The organism is Caballeronia zhejiangensis, assembly GCF_022879815.1.
Taxonomy (GTDB): Bacteria; Pseudomonadota; Gammaproteobacteria; order Burkholderiales; family Burkholderiaceae; genus Caballeronia; species Caballeronia zhejiangensis.
The window spans coordinates 163,183-179,628 of the sequence record NZ_CP084288.1 but is presented as its reverse complement, the minus strand read 5'-3'; the positions used below and the strand labels follow the sequence as shown (position 1 = coordinate 179,628).

Annotated in this window: 16 protein-coding genes; 8 read left to right on the top strand and 8 right to left on the bottom strand. The window is 63.4% G+C overall.

What is annotated here, in order from left to right:
* The first annotated feature begins 208 nt into the window (after window positions 1–208).
* Together LDZ23_RS33655 and LDZ23_RS33650 are read left to right on the top strand one after the other, a co-directional pair.
* Window positions 209–682, top strand: a complete 474-nt coding sequence (locus LDZ23_RS33655; protein ID WP_008345806.1) for a hypothetical protein — start codon at window positions 209–211, stop codon at window positions 680–682.
* A gap of 353 nt (window positions 683–1,035) precedes the next feature.
* A complete protein-coding gene (locus tag LDZ23_RS33650; RefSeq protein WP_008345808.1) occupies window positions 1,036–3,093 on the top strand; it encodes a secretin GspD/PilQ domain-containing protein in 2,058 nt (685 codons plus the stop codon).
* Here the strand turns inward: LDZ23_RS33650 and LDZ23_RS33645 are convergent.
* From LDZ23_RS33645 to bluB, 3 genes are all read right to left on the bottom strand, one after another.
* A complete protein-coding gene (locus LDZ23_RS33645) occupies window positions 3,076–4,326 on the bottom strand; it encodes an RNA polymerase sigma factor (RefSeq protein ID WP_008345809.1) in 1,251 nt (416 codons plus the stop codon). The genes LDZ23_RS33650 and LDZ23_RS33645 overlap by 18 nt on opposite strands.
* The gene (locus LDZ23_RS33640; protein WP_008345811.1) at window positions 4,323–4,694 is read right to left on the bottom strand and encodes a YciI family protein; all 372 of its coding nucleotides are present in this window, start codon (window positions 4,692–4,694) and stop codon (window positions 4,323–4,325) included. The genes LDZ23_RS33645 and LDZ23_RS33640 overlap by 4 nt, the downstream gene beginning before the upstream one ends.
* A gap of 97 nt (window positions 4,695–4,791) precedes the next feature.
* Entirely contained in the window at window positions 4,792–5,445 is a 654-nt protein-coding gene (bluB, locus tag LDZ23_RS33635; protein ID WP_008345813.1) for a 5,6-dimethylbenzimidazole synthase, read from the bottom strand.
* 189 nt (window positions 5,446–5,634) lie between these two features.
* On the opposite strand from bluB, the gene LDZ23_RS33630 reads away from it, so the two are divergent.
* Genes LDZ23_RS33630 through LDZ23_RS33620 form a run of 3 tightly spaced genes read left to right on the top strand, consistent with a single transcriptional unit; the run spans window position 5,635 to window position 6,919 of the window.
* Complete coding sequence (locus LDZ23_RS33630; RefSeq protein ID WP_008345816.1) at window positions 5,635–6,117, top strand: Hcp family type VI secretion system effector; 483 nt, start codon at window positions 5,635–5,637, stop codon at window positions 6,115–6,117.
* Between the two features lie 15 nt (window positions 6,118–6,132).
* Window positions 6,133–6,651 carry a DUF2778 domain-containing protein gene (locus LDZ23_RS33625; protein WP_008345817.1) on the top strand — a complete coding sequence of 173 codons (519 nt, stop codon included), beginning with the start codon at window positions 6,133–6,135 and terminating at the stop codon, window positions 6,649–6,651.
* On the top strand, window positions 6,632–6,919 hold the full coding sequence (locus tag LDZ23_RS33620) for a hypothetical protein (RefSeq protein ID WP_008345819.1): 288 nt from the start codon (window positions 6,632–6,634) through the stop codon (window positions 6,917–6,919). Before LDZ23_RS33625 ends, LDZ23_RS33620 begins: the two co-directional genes overlap by 20 nt.
* 132 nt (window positions 6,920–7,051) lie before the next feature.
* Here LDZ23_RS33620 and acnB read toward each other — a convergent pair whose 3' ends face one another.
* The 3 genes from acnB to LDZ23_RS33605 all read right to left on the bottom strand — a co-directional run bounded on the left by acnB (window position 7,052) and on the right by LDZ23_RS33605 (window position 12,553).
* Window positions 7,052–9,637: a bifunctional aconitate hydratase 2/2-methylisocitrate dehydratase gene (gene acnB, locus LDZ23_RS33615; protein WP_008345821.1), complete on the bottom strand. Its 2,586-nt coding sequence runs from the start codon at window positions 9,635–9,637 to the stop codon at window positions 7,052–7,054.
* Between the two features lie 218 nt (window positions 9,638–9,855).
* Window positions 9,856–12,213 (bottom strand): type VI secretion system Vgr family protein, encoded by a 2,358-nt coding sequence (locus LDZ23_RS33610; protein WP_008345823.1) that lies wholly within the window; start codon window positions 12,211–12,213, stop codon window positions 9,856–9,858.
* A 19-nt stretch (window positions 12,214–12,232) separates the two neighbouring features.
* Window positions 12,233–12,553 carry a hypothetical protein gene (locus tag LDZ23_RS33605; protein ID WP_144403549.1) on the bottom strand — a complete coding sequence of 107 codons (321 nt, stop codon included), beginning with the start codon at window positions 12,551–12,553 and terminating at the stop codon, window positions 12,233–12,235.
* 296 nt (window positions 12,554–12,849) lie between these two features.
* Here LDZ23_RS33605 and LDZ23_RS33600 point away from each other — a divergent pair, with 296 nt between their 5' ends.
* The gene (locus tag LDZ23_RS33600; protein WP_008345825.1) at window positions 12,850–14,523 is read left to right on the top strand and encodes an NRAMP family divalent metal transporter; all 1,674 of its coding nucleotides are present in this window, start codon (window positions 12,850–12,852) and stop codon (window positions 14,521–14,523) included.
* A gap of 21 nt (window positions 14,524–14,544) precedes the next feature.
* On the opposite strand, the gene LDZ23_RS33595 is transcribed toward LDZ23_RS33600, so the two are convergent.
* Window positions 14,545–14,808: a DUF2934 domain-containing protein gene (locus LDZ23_RS33595; protein ID WP_008345827.1), complete on the bottom strand. Its 264-nt coding sequence runs from the start codon at window positions 14,806–14,808 to the stop codon at window positions 14,545–14,547.
* Window positions 14,809–14,829: 21 nt separating this feature from the next.
* Window positions 14,830–15,291 (bottom strand): GNAT family N-acetyltransferase, encoded by a 462-nt coding sequence (locus tag LDZ23_RS33590; protein ID WP_008345829.1) that lies wholly within the window; start codon window positions 15,289–15,291, stop codon window positions 14,830–14,832.
* A gap of 189 nt (window positions 15,292–15,480) precedes the next feature.
* On the opposite strand from LDZ23_RS33590, the gene LDZ23_RS33585 reads away from it, so the two are divergent.
* A complete protein-coding gene (locus LDZ23_RS33585) occupies window positions 15,481–15,669 on the top strand; it encodes a hypothetical protein (protein WP_008345831.1) in 189 nt (62 codons plus the stop codon).
* Between the two features lie 236 nt (window positions 15,670–15,905).
* Window positions 15,906–16,430, top strand: a complete 525-nt coding sequence (locus tag LDZ23_RS33580; protein WP_008345832.1) for a phasin family protein — start codon at window positions 15,906–15,908, stop codon at window positions 16,428–16,430.
* Window positions 16,431–16,446: the final 16 nt, after the last annotated feature.

Here is a 16,446-nt window from a genome sequence, read left to right as displayed (position 1 = left end):
TGCCCGATGGACGTTGATGAAGCGGTAGTTAATACCTCACGCGGACCGCCGCGAAATATTCCGAAAGGCAATCGGCGAGAGACAAACGCGCCGCGCGGCCGCCTGGGTCGCCTTCTTGCTGGTTCCCGTCTGCGCGCCCGTTTTCACGGCGCCCACTCTGCATTTCTTCCAATTGCGGGATTCCATCTACTTCGACGGAGGAGTTGTCGTGCGGCCTTTTACCCTGATTTTTCTGCTGTTCGTGACGCTGTTTTCCGGATGCGCGGCTTACCGGACACATGAGGCGCGCAGCGATTCCGGCGCGCTCATCGGATCGAATGTTCTCGATCTCGTCGCGGCGGTCGGCATTCCCGACAAGACGATGAAACTCGTGGATACGAACACGCCGGGCGACCGCATGGTGATGCAGTGGAACTTCTCGAATTCGGATGCGGCGTTCGAAATGAACGTGATCCTGCTCGATCTGAAGATCGGCGGCGCCGGCAAGTGCAGCATGACCGCGACCACCGAACGCTGGGGCGGCAAGGTGCTGTCCGTGAACTTTCCCCAGGCGCACGTCGACAGCATGAACTCCGACTACAGCGCGTGCGAGCCGCTCGTCGCGGAAGCGCTGACGCATATCGGCCACACGCCCATCGATCCCGCTTTCGACTCGTTCAAGCTCGTCGGCGCGGCCAAGTAAGCGCGCCCGGCACTCGCACGCGACGATCTTCTTACCAACTATTTCTCCGGGAAACAGGTTGTGTCGTCGATCGGTGCGAGTGCCTTCGCTCTAAAGAAGGATTGCGAAACATCTTGTGATAGTGGAACGTCATCGCGCGCCTTGAACGGATCTGCAATCCTATCGAAACCTTACCTGTAGTCCTTTAGTCATCGAACGGCACGTATAGTCCCCGCAGCGCGCTTTTTTGCGTGTATTTCCTGTCTGCGCTGAAGCCAACTACATCGCCCGCCGATTTGACAACTCTCCCGATCCAAGACCGTTTTCGCCGCGCCCTGTCGCGATCTCTTGCAAGAACCGCATTCGTCGCGGGGATGACTTTCCTCGTTGCGTATCCGCGTGCGCCGTTCGCCGCCGTCGTGATGAATTTTTCGCATGCCGATATAAACGAGGTCGTGCGCGCGATCGGACTCGCCACGGGCAAGACGATCATCGTCGATCCGCGCGTGAAGGGACAACTGGATCTCGTCTCCGAGAATCCGGTTCCCGAAGACGAAGCGCTCAAGACGCTGCAATCCGCATTGCGTATGCAGGGCTTCGCGCTATTGCAGGATCACGGCGTACTCAAGGTCGTGCCGGAATCGGAAGCGAAGGTTCAGGGCGTGCCGACCTATGTCGGCAATCAGCCCGTCGCGAAGGGCGATCAGATCGTCACGCAGGTATTTCAGCTTCGCAGGGAGTCCGCGAACAGTATCCTGCCGACGCTGCGGCCGCTGATTTCCCCGAACAACACGATTGCCGCCAACCCGAGCAACAACACGCTGATCGTGACCGATTATGCGGATAACGTGCGCAGGATCGCGTCGATCATCGCGGGCATCGAAGGGGCGTCGAGCCCGCATATCGCGGTCGTGCAGCTCAATTTCGCGGATGCGACGGCCGTCTCGCAACAAGCGCAGAAGTTGCTGGATCTGAACGGCATCGGCAACAGCGATCCGACGCAGAAGGTCGTCGTCACGCCGGACGCGAGAAGCAACGCGGTCGTGCTTCGGTCGAGCGGCGCCGCGCGGCTGTCCGACGCCGAATCGCTGATCGTCAAGCTGGACACGCCGACGCGCGCGCCGGGCAACATTCATATCGTCAGCCTGCGCAACGCCGACGCCACCGATATCGCCAAGACGCTGCGACGGATTCTCGGCCAGACAGGCGGCGGCGATTCGCAATCGGGCTCGGGCAACGGCGGCGGCAATCAAAGCTCGTCGGGGCTTCCGAGCAGCAACGGCACGCTGCCGCCGCTGCCGGGCGGCACGGATTCGGCATCGTCGGTGAGCGCGACGTCATCGTCGGCGTCTTCCTCGAAAAGCCCTTTCGGCGGGATGCAATCGCGCTCGGGCGATGACAAGGACGAGCAAGGAAGCGGCGAAGTCGTCGCGGACGTGTCCACGAATTCGCTCATCATCACCGCGCCCGAACCGGTGTTCAGAAACCTCGCCACCGTGATAGCGCGGCTCGATCAGCGCAAGGTTCAGGTGTATATCGAATCGCTCATCATCGAAGTGGCTTCCGACAAGGAAGGCGAATTCGGCATCGAATGGCTGACGGCTGCGGGGCTGCAGTCCGTCGCCGCGACCACGACGAACGTCGGCCTGGTCGCGGGATTCGGCAATATCCTCGGCACCAAGGGCCTGTTCCGCGCATTGCAGTCGAACTCGGATGTCAACGTGCTGTCGACGCCGAGCCTCGTCACGCTCGACAATCACGAGGCGCGCATTCTCGTCGGCACCAATGTTCCCATCGAGTCCGGGTCTTATTCGACGAACACGACGAGCTCGTCATCGGTATCGGCGTTCAACACGTACGACCGCAAGGATGTCGGCGTGATGCTGAACGTCAAGCCGCAGATCAATCAGGGCGGAACGCTGACGCTGCAGGTCTATCAGGAAGATTCGAGCGTGCAGAACGGCACGGCGGATCAGGCGGGCGGCTACAGCATCGACAAGCGCTCGCTGCAGACGACCATTCTCGCGGACGACGGCCAGATCGTCGTGCTCGGCGGACTGATCAGCGACAACTACACGAACGGCAATTCCCGAATCCCGTGGCTTTCGAAGATTCCGGTGCTCGGATCGCTATTCAGGCACGAGACGAAAAGCCGGCAGAAGACGAACCTTCTGATCTTCCTGAGGCCGGTGATCGTTCGCGACGCGTCGCAGCTTCAGGCGATCGCCGCGGATCGCTACGGCTACATGCAGGCGCGCTCGGCCACGTACAAGAGCGACAACTGGCTGGAGAAGGACGACACCGTGCCGGCGCTGCCCCACATCGATGGATACGATCACGGCGACGGAACCAACGTGGTCGATCTGACGCATGTGCGAAACGCGGCGCAGCCCGCGACGCCTGGAACCGAGGGTTCATCGCCCGCCCGCTGACACCGCGGCGCGCCTGCGCTGCAAGAACCGGCGCACCGCCGGATCGCGCTCCAGTCCGATCGCGAGATCGTAGGCGGCGAGCGCCTCGTCCGTCGCGCCGACGCGAGCGAGCAGATCGGCGCGCGCCGCCCAATACGGCTGATAGTCGGCGAGGCGCGGATCGTCCGCGTAGGGCGCGAGCGCATCGAGCGCCGCCCGCGCGCCGTCGCGTTCCGCCAGCGCGAGCGCGCGGTTCACCGCCACCACCGGCGACGCCGCGATCCCGAACAGCGCATCGTAGAGCTGCACGATCTCGTCCCAGTTCGGCCGATGCGTGCGGCAGCGATGCACATGCGCCGACTGCAACGCGGCCTCCAGCTGAAACCGTCCGATCGCGTTGAAAGCGTTCGCGCGCCGCAGCAGCCTGTCGGCTGCGTCGATCATCGGCGCGTTCCATGTCGACGGATCCTGAGCCGACAGCGGCACGTAGTCGCCTGCCGCATCGCGTCGAGCGTCGCATCGCGCCTGGGCGTAGAGCATCAGCGCAAGAAGGCCGAGCGTCTCCGGTTCATCGGGCAGCAAGTCGACGAGCAGATGCGCGAGAAACAGCGCCTCGCCGGTCAGATCGCGCCGCGCGGCATCGCCGCCGAGCGGATCCGTCCATCCTTCGGCATACACCGCGTACACGGCTTCGAGCACCGCGTCGAGACGGCCGGGCAAGTCTTCGCGCTCCGGCACGCTGAACGGAATGCCGGCTTCGCGGATCTTGTTCTTCGCGCGCACGAGGCGTTTGCTCATCGCGGCGGGCGACATGAGAAACGCGGAAGCGATCGTCTTCGCTTCGAGCCCGAGCACCACTTGCAGCATCAGCGGCGTGCGGATCGCGGCCTCGAGCGCGGGATGCGTGCACGCGAACAGCAGCCCGAGCCGCCGGTCGGGCAATGCGCCGGCTTCGTGCTCGTCGATTTCGCCGGAGAGAATCGTCAGTTGATGCGCGACGTCGTCACCGACCCGGCGATGGCGCGCGCCGTCGATCGCCCGGCGGCGCGCCACCGTCATCAGCCACGCTTCGGGATTCGCCGGGCAGCCGCGCTTCGGCCAGTCCGCGAGCGCGGCCGCGAACGCGTCGGCGAGCGCGTCCTCGGCTGCGGCGACGTCGCGCGTACGCATCGCCAGCAGCGCGACGAGCTTGCCGTAGCTGCGTCGCGCGACCAATTCCGCTACCGCGCTCGCGCCGTCAGCGGGCTCGCTCATCCGGCGGATGGCGCATCGTAAGGCGCGGTCCACACCGGACGCACTTCCATGAGGCCGTGCGCCGCGCCGGGACAGCGCGACGCCCACGCGATCGCCGCGTCGAGATTGGGCACGTCGATCAGGTAATAGCCGGCGAGCTGCTCCTTCGTATCGGAAAACGGCCCGTCGAGCACTTGCGGTTTCCCGTCGACGAGCCGCACCGTCGTGGCCGTGCTCGTGTGCTGCAGGCGGTTCGCGCCGACGAGCGCATCCGCCTTCTTCAACGATTCCGTGTACGCCTGATACGCGGCGACGCCCTGCTGCCGCTCGCTGTCGGTCATCTGGTTCCAGCGGTTTTCGTCCGAATAGATCATCAGCAGATAGTGCATGTGAGCCTCCGTCACAAGGTCGATGCGGCCGGATCATCCGGGCGCCATCACGATGACGCGCGGGGCGTGCGCCGATGGACAGATATCGCGAAAAAATTCATCCGTCCTTCCGAGACGGCCACGTATTCTCGAAGACGCATTCCTCTGTCGAACGGCGCGCCGCCCAACGCTCGCTTTCGAGCATCGGCGCATCGTAGAAGCGTTCGACATGCCCGACGCAAAGAATGGCCACGGGCCGCGCGCCGGCGGGCATGTCGAGCAGCGCGGCAACTTCCACGGGATCGAACAGCGAGACCCAGCCCATTCCCAGCCCTTCGGCACGCGCCGCGAGCCACATGTTCTGGATCGCGCACGCGACGGAAGCGAGGTCCATCTCGGGCAGCGTGCGCCGTCCGAAGACATGATGCTCGCGGCCGTCCATCAGCGCCATCACCAGCACTTCGGCGCACTCGCGCAATCCTTCCACCTTGAGCCGCATGAACGAATCGCGGCGTTCGCCGAGCGCATCGGCGGTCAGCACGCGTTCACGTTCGACCGCATCGCGCAACCGCGCGCGTAGGTTCGCGCAGGTAATGCGCAGGATGCGCCACGGCTGCATGAAGCCGACGCTCGGCGCGTGCAGCGCGGCGTCGATGAGGCGCTGCATGACGTGCGGCGACACCGGATCGCCGACGAAGTGACGCATGTCGCGACGCTCGCGGATCGCGCGGTAGACGGCTTCGCGATCGGCGTCGCTGAAAGCTTTTTCCATGGATGTCGGCAGGGTTGGGCTGATGGATTGGGGATGATATCGGGGCGGCTCGTTTTCGTCCGCGACGGCGACAAAATCATGCGCTGTCTACTTCGCCACTCAATCGACCTTGTTAAGAAAAAGCGTATTGCGCTGTTGATGTGTCTTACTCCATTGTTTCGGCTTCCCAACGAATTAAGCGAAACAACCATGCCGATTCCCGCATACATGTGGCTGAAGGACGATGGCGGTTCGCCGATCAAGGGCAGTGTCTCCGTGCAAGGGCGCGAGGGCAGCATCGAGATCATCGGCTTTGGACACGGCCTGACGCTTCCGGTCGATGGCAACGCCGGCAGGATTACCGGCACGCGCATACACGCGCCCATGTCGATCGAAAAAGAGTTCGATGCGGCCAGCCCGTATCTGTACAAAGCGGTTGCCAAAGGGCAAACCCTTCGATCTGCCGAGATCAGGTTCTATCGGATCAATGACGCGGGCCGGGAGGAAAACTACTTCACGATGCTGCTCGAGGGCGTGAAAGTGGCCGGCGTTCATCCCGGTTTCGCGAACACGAAGATCGCCAGCATGAGCCCGCTCAATCACGTCGAGGCCGTATCGCTCATGTATGACAACATCACCTGGCACTACCTGGACGGCAACATCAAGTTCTCCGACGCGTGGACGGAACGCTAGGCTCGGGGGAACGAGATGGCTCTGCGGGGAAAGTTCGTGGTCGATAATGCGCCGATGCTGACGCTTGTCATGGCTGGTGTCGGGGCGTTTCAGGCGTTTTCCGGCGATAAAGCCTATCGCAATCGGGGGGGCTGCACGGCGGTGGTCGATAAAGGCCCGATCCCTTCCGGTCGTTACTGGATCGTCGATAGACCTACTGGCGGGATTGGCTCGCAGTTATATGCATGGGCCAAGGATACGTTGAATACTGTGGCCGGACGTCCGTCATATCACGGCGAATGGTTCGCACTCTACCGCGATGACGGACTGATCGATGATTGGACTTGGGTGAACGGCGTTAATAGAGGGAACTTTCGCCTTCATCCGATCGGCGGTTCGGGTGTGTCGTTCGGCTGCATTACGCTTCAAAGCGTTGCGGATTTTCAAAGGCTGCGGCAGGCTCTCTTGCAATCGCCAACAGTGCCCGTCGGTGCCACCGGCTTACGCGCATATGGCGTAATCGAGGTGATTACCATTGGCAACACTTGCCCGTAGGGTGGCGATCCTTTCGCTGAAATCCGCGCTGTTTATTGGGCTATTTCTGCTCGCGACTCGCTACGTACATACCTATCCGACGCCGCTGACGCTGCGGCAACAGGAAATATTAATCGGTGTCTCCGACTGGCTCGGTGTCCGTGACTATGATGGTCTTTACGTGTTCTCTATGGCGGCGCTCGACCTGCTTGTGGCCATCGTCGCCTATAAGGTCATCATGAAACTCTGGCGTCGCCGACATACGGGGCGAAGAAGTGAACGCGCGTAGAAAACGGGCGCGCACATATGAGGTAATCCATTCGACGACCCTCGCGCAAAAAAAAAGCGCCGCGGGCGTTCAGCCCGCGGCGCCATTGCGCGACGCTACGACGAAACCGCTCGCCGTAGCCCGACAGCACGCTTACATCTGCACGGTGTCGGCGACTTCCTTGAAGTCTTCGATCTGGTCGAAGTTCATGTACTGATAGATCTTGTCGCCATTGGCGTTGAGCACGCCCATGTCGGCCATGTACTCTTCCTTCGTCGGAATCCTGCCCAGACGCGAGCAGATGGCCGCCAATTCCGCCGAGCCGAGATACACGTTCGTGTTCTTGCCGAGACGATTCGGGAAGTTGCGCGTCGACGTCGACATAACCGTCGCGCCTTCGCGCACCTGCGCCTGATTGCCCATGCACAGCGAGCAGCCCGGCATTTCGGTGCGCGCGCCCGCCGTGCCGAACACGCCGTAGTGACCTTCCTCCGTCAGTTGCTTCTGGTCCATCTTGGTCGGCGGCGCGACCCACAGCTTGACGGGAATGTCGCGCTTGCCTTCAAGCAGCTTGGACGCCGCGCGGAAGTGACCGATGTTCGTCATGCACGAACCGATGAACACCTCGTCGATCTTCGCGCCGGCCACGTCCGACAGCGTCTTCACGTCGTCCGGATCGTTCGGGCAGGCCACGATCGGCTCGTGAACGTCTGCCAGATCGATTTCGATGACGGCGGCGTATTCGGCATCCGCATCCGGTTGCAGCAGTTGCGGATCGGCGAGCCATGCTTCCATAGCCTTGATGCGGCGCTGCAGGCTGCGCGGGTCCTGATAGCCCTGCGCGATCATCCACTTCAGCAGCGTGATGTTGCTGTTGAGGTACTCGATGATCGGTTCCTTGTTCAGATGCACCGTGCAACCGGCGGCCGAACGCTCGGCGGATGCATCCGACAGTTCGAACGCCTGCTCGACCTTCAGATCCGGCAGACCTTCGATCTCGAGGATGCGGCCCGAGAAAATGTTCTTCTTGCCCTGCTTGGCCACGGTCAGCGTGCCCGCCTTGATCGCGTACAGCGGGATCGCGTTGACGAGATCGCGCAGCGTGACGCCCGGCTGCATCTTGCCCTTGAAGCGCACGAGCACCGACTCCGGCATGTCGAGCGGCATCGTGCCGGTGGCGGCCGCGAAGGCGACGAGACCCGAGCCCGCCGGGAAGCTGATGCCGATCGGGAAGCGCGTGTGCGAGTCGCCGCCGGTGCCGACGGTGTCCGGCAGCAGCATGCGGTTCAGCCACGAGTGGATCACGCCGTCGCCCGGACGCAGCGCGATGCCGCCACGGTTGCTGATGAAGTTCGGCAGCGTTTGATGCGTCTTCACGTCGACGGGCTTCGGATAAGCCGCCGTGTGGCAGAACGACTGCATCACGAGGTCGGCCGAGAAGCCGAGGCACGCCAGGTCTTTCAGTTCGTCGCGGGTCATCGGGCCGGTGGTGTCCTGCGAGCCGACCGAGGTCATCTTCGGTTCGCAATACGTGCCCGGACGCACGCCTTGGCCTTCCGGCAGACCGCACGCGCGGCCGACCATCTTCTGGGCGAGCGAGAAGCCACGGCCGCTGTCAGCCGGCTGCTGCGGCAGGCGGAACAGCGTCGACGGAGCCAGACCCAGCGCTTCACGCGCCTTCGCCGTCAGTCCGCGGCCGATGATCAGCGGAATGCGGCCGCCGGCGCGCACTTCGTCGAACAGCACGTCGGACTTGACCTGGAACTCGGCGATCACTTCGCCGTTCTTCAGCGCCTTGCCCTCGTACGGACGCAGTTCGACGACGTCGCCCATTTCCATCTTCGACACGTCGAGTTCGATCGGCAGTGCGCCGGCATCTTCCATCGTGTTGTAGAAGATCGGCGCGATCTTGCCGCCCAGGCACACGCCGCCGAAACGCTTGTTCGGGATGAACGGAATGTCTTCGCCCGTGAACCACAGCACCGAGTTGGTGGCCGATTTGCGCGACGAACCCGTGCCGACCACGTCGCCCACATACGCGACCAGATGGCCCTTCTCTTTCAGCGATTCGATGAACTTGACCGGACCGCGCTTGCCGTCTTCTTCCGGCGTGATGCCGGGACGCGCGTTCTTCAGCATGGCGAGCGCATGCAGCGGGATGTCGGGGCGCGTGGTGGCGTCCGGCGCGGGCGAGAGGTCGTCGGTGTTGGTTTCGCCCGTCACCTTGAACACGGTGATGGTCAGGCTCTGCGGCACTTCCGGACGGCTCGTGAACCATTCGGCGTCGGCCCAGCTTTGCAGCACGGCGCGCGCGTTGGCATTGCCCTTGTCGGCCAGTTCCTTGACGTCGTGGAACTGGTCGAACATCAGCAGGGTTTTCTTCAGCGCGTTCGCTGCCACCGTGCCGACTTCGGCGTCGGAGAGCAATTCGATCAGCGGCTGAATGTTGTAGCCGCCCAGCATCGTGCCGAGCAGCTCAGTGGCGCGCGCGCGCGAGATCAGCGCGCAGGCGGTCTCGCCCTTGGCCACGGCGGCAAGAAAGCCCGCCTTGACGCGCGCGGCTTCGTCCACACCGGCGGGCACGCGGTTGGTGATGAGATCGAGCAGAGCCTGCTCTTCGCCTGCGGGCGGGTTCGTCAGCAGCTCGACCAGTTCGGCGGTCTGCTGCGCCGTCAGCGGCAGCGGAGGAATGCCGAGCGCGGCGCGCGCGGCTACATGAGCACGAAAGTTTTCCAGCATGGGGGGACCGTTGCCTTTGCGTTTCAGTGAAGGCTTTGCAAACAAGCCGGGATGTTCTGGGCACTGCGTTGCCCGCTATTCTAATTGCGACGCTGCGTTGCGTCAAACGTCTTATGTCTTATGTCTTATATAAGACTTGCCGGACGCGGGAAGGCCGGTCGTGTCGGGCCATGTCGAACGGTCATCGCATCGCCGTTCGAAACGGGAACCATGGCGCGCTAGTTCTGAAGAATCTTGCTTCCCTTCATCACGATGTCGCTATCCGCCGTCACGCTGATCTTGCCGCTGCCCTTGACGCTGATGTCCTTGCCCTTGATCTGGATCGTGCCGTCCTTCTTCATGACGATGCTGGCATCGCCCGTAACGAGACTGATCGATTCGTCCGCGTTGATCGTGAGGTTCTTGCCCACCTTGAGCGCGTCATCCTCGCCGACGGACGTCGTGCGCCCTTTCGCCACCGTGCTCGACTGCGCGCCGTCGATCGACTCGCTCGCGTCCTTCGCGACCGACACCGTCTGCCCGCCGCCGACGCTGAGCGACTGATCGCCCGTTACGCTCGTCGCCTGGTTGCCGCCGACGCTCACGGTCTGATCCGAACCCACCGTGACGGTCTGGCCGGAGCCGACGCTGACCGTCTGACTCGCACCGATCGTCTCCGTGTGATACGCGCCGACCGTCACCACCTGGAACGCGCCGATCGTCACCTCCTGCGCCGCGCCGACGGTAATCGTCTCGTTGATGCCCACGCTGTGCGTGCGTTGCAGGAGAACCGTCGCGGTCTCGCTCGCCTTCACGGTCTTGGTGCGGTTCGCGCCGATCGTGATGCTCTCGTTCACGCCGACCGTTTCCGTGCGGTTCATCACGACGTCGATCTTCTCGTTGTTGCCCACGGTTTCGGTGCGGTCGTGCTTGACGACCGTCGTTTCGTCGTGATCGATGTTCTTCTTGCGGTCATGCCCGACCCAGTGCGTCTCGTCGTTCTCGACTTCGATGTCCTGATTCTTCTCGGCATGAATGAGCACCTGCTCGGCGCCCTTCTTGTCCTCGAAACGCAGTTCGTTGCAGTTCGCGCCGCTTCCGCCCTTGCTCGACCGGCTCTTGATGCCCGACTGCGTCATGTTCGCGGGCAGATCGTACGGCGGCATCTGTTCGGCGTTGTAGACGCGTCCCGTGATGATCGGCCGGTCGGGATCGCCTTCGAGAAAATCGACGATCACTTCCTGGCCCATGCGCGGAATCGCGATGGCGCCCCAGCCCTTCCCCGCCCAAGGCTGCGATACGCGGATCCAGCACGAACTGTTCTCGTCGCGCTTGCCCTGCCGGTCCCAGAAAAACTGCACTTTCACGCGGCCATATTGATCGGTGTAGATTTCGTCGCCGCCCGGCCCGACCACGACCGCCGTCTGCGGTCCCTGCACGAACGGCTTGCGCGCCGTGCGGGCGGGCGCGAACGCCTGCTTCGCGTCGATCGCGGAGAACCAGCATTCGCAGCGATTCGCCTGCGCGCCGTCGAAGGCTTCGTAATCGGCGAGTTCGATCTCGTAACGCGTGCGCGTCACGAGATATTGCGTGTTCTGGTCCGCGCGCGGATGCCGCGTCAGCTTGAGCAGCGCGCCCGCGCGCACGTTCTTGCTGTTGGTGCGCGCCTCGACCTGATGCCAGTTGATGCCGGGATCGTCGGGCACGCTGCCTTCGATGCGCCATTCGTCCGCACGCGACTTCGCGCGGCTCTCGCCGTGATCCGCTTCCACATAGCCGCCCGGATAGTCGAAATGTTCGAGCCCGGAGAACGCGTCGAAGCCCTGCATGTGCTTCGCGGCCTGCTTCTGCAGCGGCCGCGACGGGTGCTTGAAGTCGTAATCGGTGAGCAGCCAGTTATGCGTTTCGATCGCGTGATGCGTGCGCCACTCGCTGACGAATTCGATGTCGGGCGCCGCCGCCTGCACCGCGCCGTACGGCAGCGATTCGCAGCCCGCGACGCTCTCGTGCGCGGCGAGCGTATCGGTCAGGATCAGCGACTCCTTGCCATCCTTGTCCTGAAACCAGTAGTAGATGCCTTCGTCTTCGAGCAACCGGCTGACGAAGTTGAAGTCCGATTCGCGATACTGCACGCAGTATTCGCGCGGCGGATGCGCGCGCGTGCTCGCCTTCCATTTGATCTCGCCGAATTCGAGCCCTTTGTAGACGGGATCGGCGAACACGGCCTTCACGATCTCTTCGACCGTCTTGTTCTGAAAGATGCGGCAATTGCTGCGCCGCGAGAGCAGCCACAGCCACGGCCGCACCGCCGCCTCGTAGATATGGAGCCGTCCGCGCATGCCGGTTTGCCGGAAGCCCACGACATAGCCGGCGAACACGCGCGGCTTCGCCTTCGGCACGTTGAGCGACACGCTCACGCGCTTGCCGAGGATGCGGCTGAAGTCGAGGTCCGCGCGCTTCGAGACGAGCGTCAACTCGATGCGTGGCATGCGCCCGAGTTCCGCGCACGCGGAAAGGCTCAGAAAGCGCAGGTCGTCGCCGAGCGGCGTGTCGACGCTCGCGAGCGGCTTCTGCGCTACGGCATCGTTGCTGCCCATCGGCGCACCGGCCTCGCGTTCAGCCGACGCGCTTCGCAGCGCCGCGCAGCGAAATGTCCGTCACCATACGATCCTCCGTCCCGGTCCGCATCCGTCGCGCGCCTCGTGCGTGCGATCCACCGAATAAACGAAACGCGCCTGAGGTTTTTGAAGTCCGCGCTTCCGTATGCACGGCGACGCCGCGCGTTGAAAGGTTCGCGCGCGTGCCTTCAAGGGCAAACATTTCAGCGCCACGCGAGCCGGAATTATTTTCGCGCAACGGACATTCATCGCTTGACGCGGTTTTGAAGCGGTCCATAAAATCCACAATCTTCAACGATTGGGCAAATGCCTTGGACACTTGCAGTAGTCGACCTTCGAACGAAATCTCCGCCTGAGCGACTCACGTCCGCGCCTTTTCAACGCCGCCGTTTGTCACCCAGGCAAGCGGTGCGCGCCGTAGTACTTCGCAGTCACTCAAACGTGCACCTCGATCCGCCCCAGATGGCGTGATGCCGCCGTGCGTCCGCCGTCTGGTTCTGCCGCCGCCTCGCAGTCGGCCGTGCGCGCGCGCCTGTCGCCAAGCGCGCGCATGCGGTCATCCGCGGGCCGGACGGCGGTCAAGTCAGATAAACAATATTTGCCACGGGGTGCATCATGTCCACGCCAACCAACGTCTCTCCACCGGGCGTCCCGCCACGCAGCGCCGTGCTCGACGATGCGCACGTCGGCGATATTCGCGGCGCCTTCGGCTCGATCGCGCATCACGACACGGCGCCGCGCGGGTCTTGGCGGGCGCGTTTGCGCACGCTTCTCGCGATACTCGGGCCGGGCCTCATCGTGATGGTCGGCGACAACGATGCAGGCGCGTTCGGCACCTACACGCAGGCGGGCCAGAACTACGGCACGAGCTTGCTCTGGACCATGCTGCTGCTCGTGCCCGTGCTGTACGTGAATCAGGAGATGGTGCTGCGTCTGGGCGCAGTGACGGGCGTCGGCCATGCGCGGCTGATCTTCCAGCGCTTCGGCAAGTTCTGGGGCGCGTTCAGCGTCATCGATCTGTTCCTGCTCAACGCGCTGACGATCGTCACCGAGTTCATCGGCATCACGTTCGTGCTCGATTTTTTCGGGCTGCCCAAGGTCGCGGGCGTCTGCGTCGCGGCCGCGCTGACGATGGCCGCCGTCAGCACCGGCGACTTCCGCCGCTTCGAGCGCTTCGCGGTCGTGCTATGCGTGCTGAGCCTCGTGCTCGTGCCGGTGCTCGTCGCGATACATCCGCCGGTGTCGCAGATGACGCGCGATTTTCTCGTGCCCAACTGGCCCGCGCACGCGAAGCTGTCGGACGTGATGCTGCTCGTGATCGGCATCGTCGGCACGACGGTCGCGCCGTGGCAGCTCTTTTTCCAGCAGAGCTACGTGATCGACAAGCGCATCACGCCGCGCTTCATGAAGTACGAGAAGGCCGATTTGTGGATCGGCATTGCGTTCGTGCTGATCGGCTCGGTCGCGATGATGAGCTTCACCGCGGCGCTGTTCGCCGGGCATCCCGAGTTCGGCAGCTTCACCGATGCCGGCGGCGTCATCGCCGGCCTCGAAAAGTACGCGGGCCGCACGAGCGCGACGCTGTTCGCGGTCGCGCTGCTCGACGCGAGCATCATCGGCGCCGCGGCCGTGTCGCTGTCGACCGCGTACGCCATCGGCGACGTCTTCAAGATCCGGCACTCGCTGCATCGCGGCGTGACCGACGCGAAGGGCTTTTATCTGGTCTACTTCGGCATCGTCGCGCTCGCGGCCGCGATCGTGCTGATTCCGGGCAGCCCGCTCGGCCTGCTGACCGAAGCGGTGCAGACGCTCGCGGGCGTGCTGCTGCCGAGCGCGACCGTGTTCCTGCTGCTGCTTTGCAACGACCGCGCCGTGCTCGGTCCGTGGGTCAACTCGAAGAAGCTGAACCTGTTCACGGGCTCGGTCATCTGGGTGCTCGTGATGCTGTCGATCATCCTGACGGCCGCCGTGATGTATCCGGACATCAGCGGCGAGACGATCATCGGCGTGCTCGCCGGCGGCACCGTTCTGGCGATCGCCGGCTTCGCGGCGAGCGTGCTGCTGCGTCGCGTGGGCGCCTTTGCACAGACCACGAAGACGGCGCAAGCAACGCACACGAGAGTCGATCGCGCGCAACGCGACACATGGCGCATGCCGCCGCTCGACACGCTCGCCCCGCAGAAAATGACGCTCGCCACGCGCATCTGGATGGGCGTGCTGCGCGGCTATCTGGTGATCGCCGTCGGGCTCGTGATCTTCAAGGTGCTGCAGATGACGTTGCTGAAATGAGCGCGCGCTTGCGACGCGACGCTACTTGATCGTCGCGTCGCCGTGTGCCTCGGCTTCGCGCCCGGACTGATCCGGCCCATCCTCTGCTTCGATCGACGCCTGCGCCTGTTGCCAGAACTCTTCGGCGCGACCATCCGGACTGCCTTCGCGCTCCCAGATCTCATACGCACGTCGACGGATGCGGTCCTGCTCCTTCTGTTCGTCCACGATTCCCTCCCGGTTGCGCGATTTACGCCGCTCGCGCTTGCGTTGCGCATGTGCGCTCACCGGCAAAGCAACCGGCATGCCGCATGCATCTTTTGAAAGTCAGACGGAATCGAGCAGCGTTTTTTCGAAGCACACGGCGCCGCGCTCATCGGCCGGCGTGCGGCGATACCCGCTGGCTTCGCAAAAGCGCGATGCATTCGACTCGCCCGGCGTCGTCACGACGCAGACGGTGTGATAGCCGAGCAGACGCGCTTCCTCTTCGAGATACGACAGGATGATCGCTTCCAGCCCGCGATACTGCGGGCGAACGTAGAGCCGCATCAGTTCGGCGGCGTGATAGCTCTGCCGCCGGATCGCGCCGCATCCCATTGCTTCGCCCATCGCGTTGCGCGCCACCACGTAGCGCGCGCGGATGCTCCGCAGATCGTCATCGGCCACGCACTGCTGCCCGCTTTCGCCCGTCAGCGCCGCGTGATAGGCCGAGCGTTCGTCGCACAGAATGCGCGCGTCGAGCGAGTCCGGATCTTCGCTGCCGATATAGACGGTTTGGGAGTCGTCCATGCTTGCCTCGGATGAATGAAGTCTCGTGCTCCTTTCAGCAACGAGCATTCCGCGAAAGCATCGACGCGTCGTGTTCCATAAGGACGGGTTACGGACGACCGACCGCTAAGTTTTCGGCCCACACCCGGATCGATAATGCATCTGCTATCGACCAAGGCCTTCTCCTCTCACGGGTCACGAGAAACCGCGATGCACGACGACAACGACAAGATCACGCTACTGGCCATTCCGCCATCGCAGGGACACATATGGTCGGGAAAGTTATTCGTCGGCACGGAAGAAATCGGCGAAGTCTTCGGCCAGGCATTGAGCGACCTCGAAGACGCCGCCAACGAACTCGGCTTCCCGCTGGACCAGATCCGCTGCGCGACTGGCTGAAGCGGGAACCACCGCGCATCGCTCACGTCTGAGACGGGAAATACGGCTGCATGGCATCGGCGTTTCTCGCCGTATTTTCATCGGATATGCACGTAACTGTCATATCGTGGTCAGCCGGTCAGACGCAACGTACAAACCCATCGACTCCGCGCGTGCAGGAACGCGCGGAATCGCCCGCGTCCGGCCGCCGCATTTCCTTTTACCGATTTACATTCGACTTTGAAAAGGAGCGGTCAATGTTTCAGTATCCCGGTTCTTTCGCGTATCAGGTTCCGTCGCTGGCGCGCGCCAATTTGCAGGCATTCCTCAACATGACGGGGCGCTTCGCAAGCGGCATGCAGGCGCTCGGTGAACTGAACGTGCAGACGGTTCGCACGGTCATCGACGAAAGCAATGCGCTTCTGCGCGCAGGCGATGAAGCCGGCGCCGGCGACGTCCTCGGATGGCAATCGGTCATGCTGGCGCAGTTTCCTCAGAAGGCCGCATCGTATGGCCAGCATGTGCTGTCGATCATCACATCGACGCAGGACGACATCCTGAGCGAAGTGCGCAATCAGTACGAGCGCAATGGCATCAAGTTCGGCGACATGGCGAACGCCGCCGCCGATGACGCGCAGACGGCGGCGCAATCGTCCGGCGAGCTCATCACGAATCTGGCCGATGCGACGAATGACGCCGCGCGCGAAACGGGCGGCGCCGTGCTGGATGCGAGCGGCGAAGTCGCGAAGACCTCGCGCGCCACGGCGAAGCGTTCGGTTTGATCGAACGGGCGCATTG

What these genes read in the sequence shown, in the direction of transcription:
- LDZ23_RS33650 (WP_008345808.1), top strand. Translation starts at nt 1,036, where the DNA reads ATGACTTTCCTCGTTGCGTATCCGCGTGCGCCGTTCGCCGCCGTCGTG.
- LDZ23_RS33645 (WP_008345809.1), bottom strand. Translation starts at nt 4,326, where the DNA reads ATGAGCGAGCCCGCTGACGGCGCGAGCGCGGTAGCGGAATTGGTCGCG.
- LDZ23_RS33640 (WP_008345811.1), bottom strand. Translation starts at nt 4,694, where the DNA reads ATGCACTATCTGCTGATGATCTATTCGGACGAAAACCGCTGGAACCAG.
- bluB (WP_008345813.1), bottom strand. Translation starts at nt 5,445, where the DNA reads ATGGAAAAAGCTTTCAGCGACGCCGATCGCGAAGCCGTCTACCGCGCG.
- LDZ23_RS33630 (WP_008345816.1), top strand. Translation starts at nt 5,635, where the DNA reads ATGCCGATTCCCGCATACATGTGGCTGAAGGACGATGGCGGTTCGCCG.
- LDZ23_RS33625 (WP_008345817.1), top strand. Translation starts at nt 6,133, where the DNA reads ATGGCTCTGCGGGGAAAGTTCGTGGTCGATAATGCGCCGATGCTGACG.
- acnB (WP_008345821.1), bottom strand. Translation starts at nt 9,637, where the DNA reads ATGCTGGAAAACTTTCGTGCTCATGTAGCCGCGCGCGCCGCGCTCGGC.
- LDZ23_RS33610 (WP_008345823.1), bottom strand. Translation starts at nt 12,213, where the DNA reads ATGGGCAGCAACGATGCCGTAGCGCAGAAGCCGCTCGCGAGCGTCGAC.
- LDZ23_RS33600 (WP_008345825.1), top strand. Translation starts at nt 12,850, where the DNA reads ATGTCCACGCCAACCAACGTCTCTCCACCGGGCGTCCCGCCACGCAGC.
- LDZ23_RS33595 (WP_008345827.1), bottom strand. Translation starts at nt 14,808, where the DNA reads ATGCCGGTTGCTTTGCCGGTGAGCGCACATGCGCAACGCAAGCGCGAG.
- LDZ23_RS33590 (WP_008345829.1), bottom strand. Translation starts at nt 15,291, where the DNA reads ATGGACGACTCCCAAACCGTCTATATCGGCAGCGAAGATCCGGACTCG.
- LDZ23_RS33585 (WP_008345831.1), top strand. Translation starts at nt 15,481, where the DNA reads ATGCACGACGACAACGACAAGATCACGCTACTGGCCATTCCGCCATCG.
- LDZ23_RS33580 (WP_008345832.1), top strand. Translation starts at nt 15,906, where the DNA reads ATGTTTCAGTATCCCGGTTCTTTCGCGTATCAGGTTCCGTCGCTGGCG.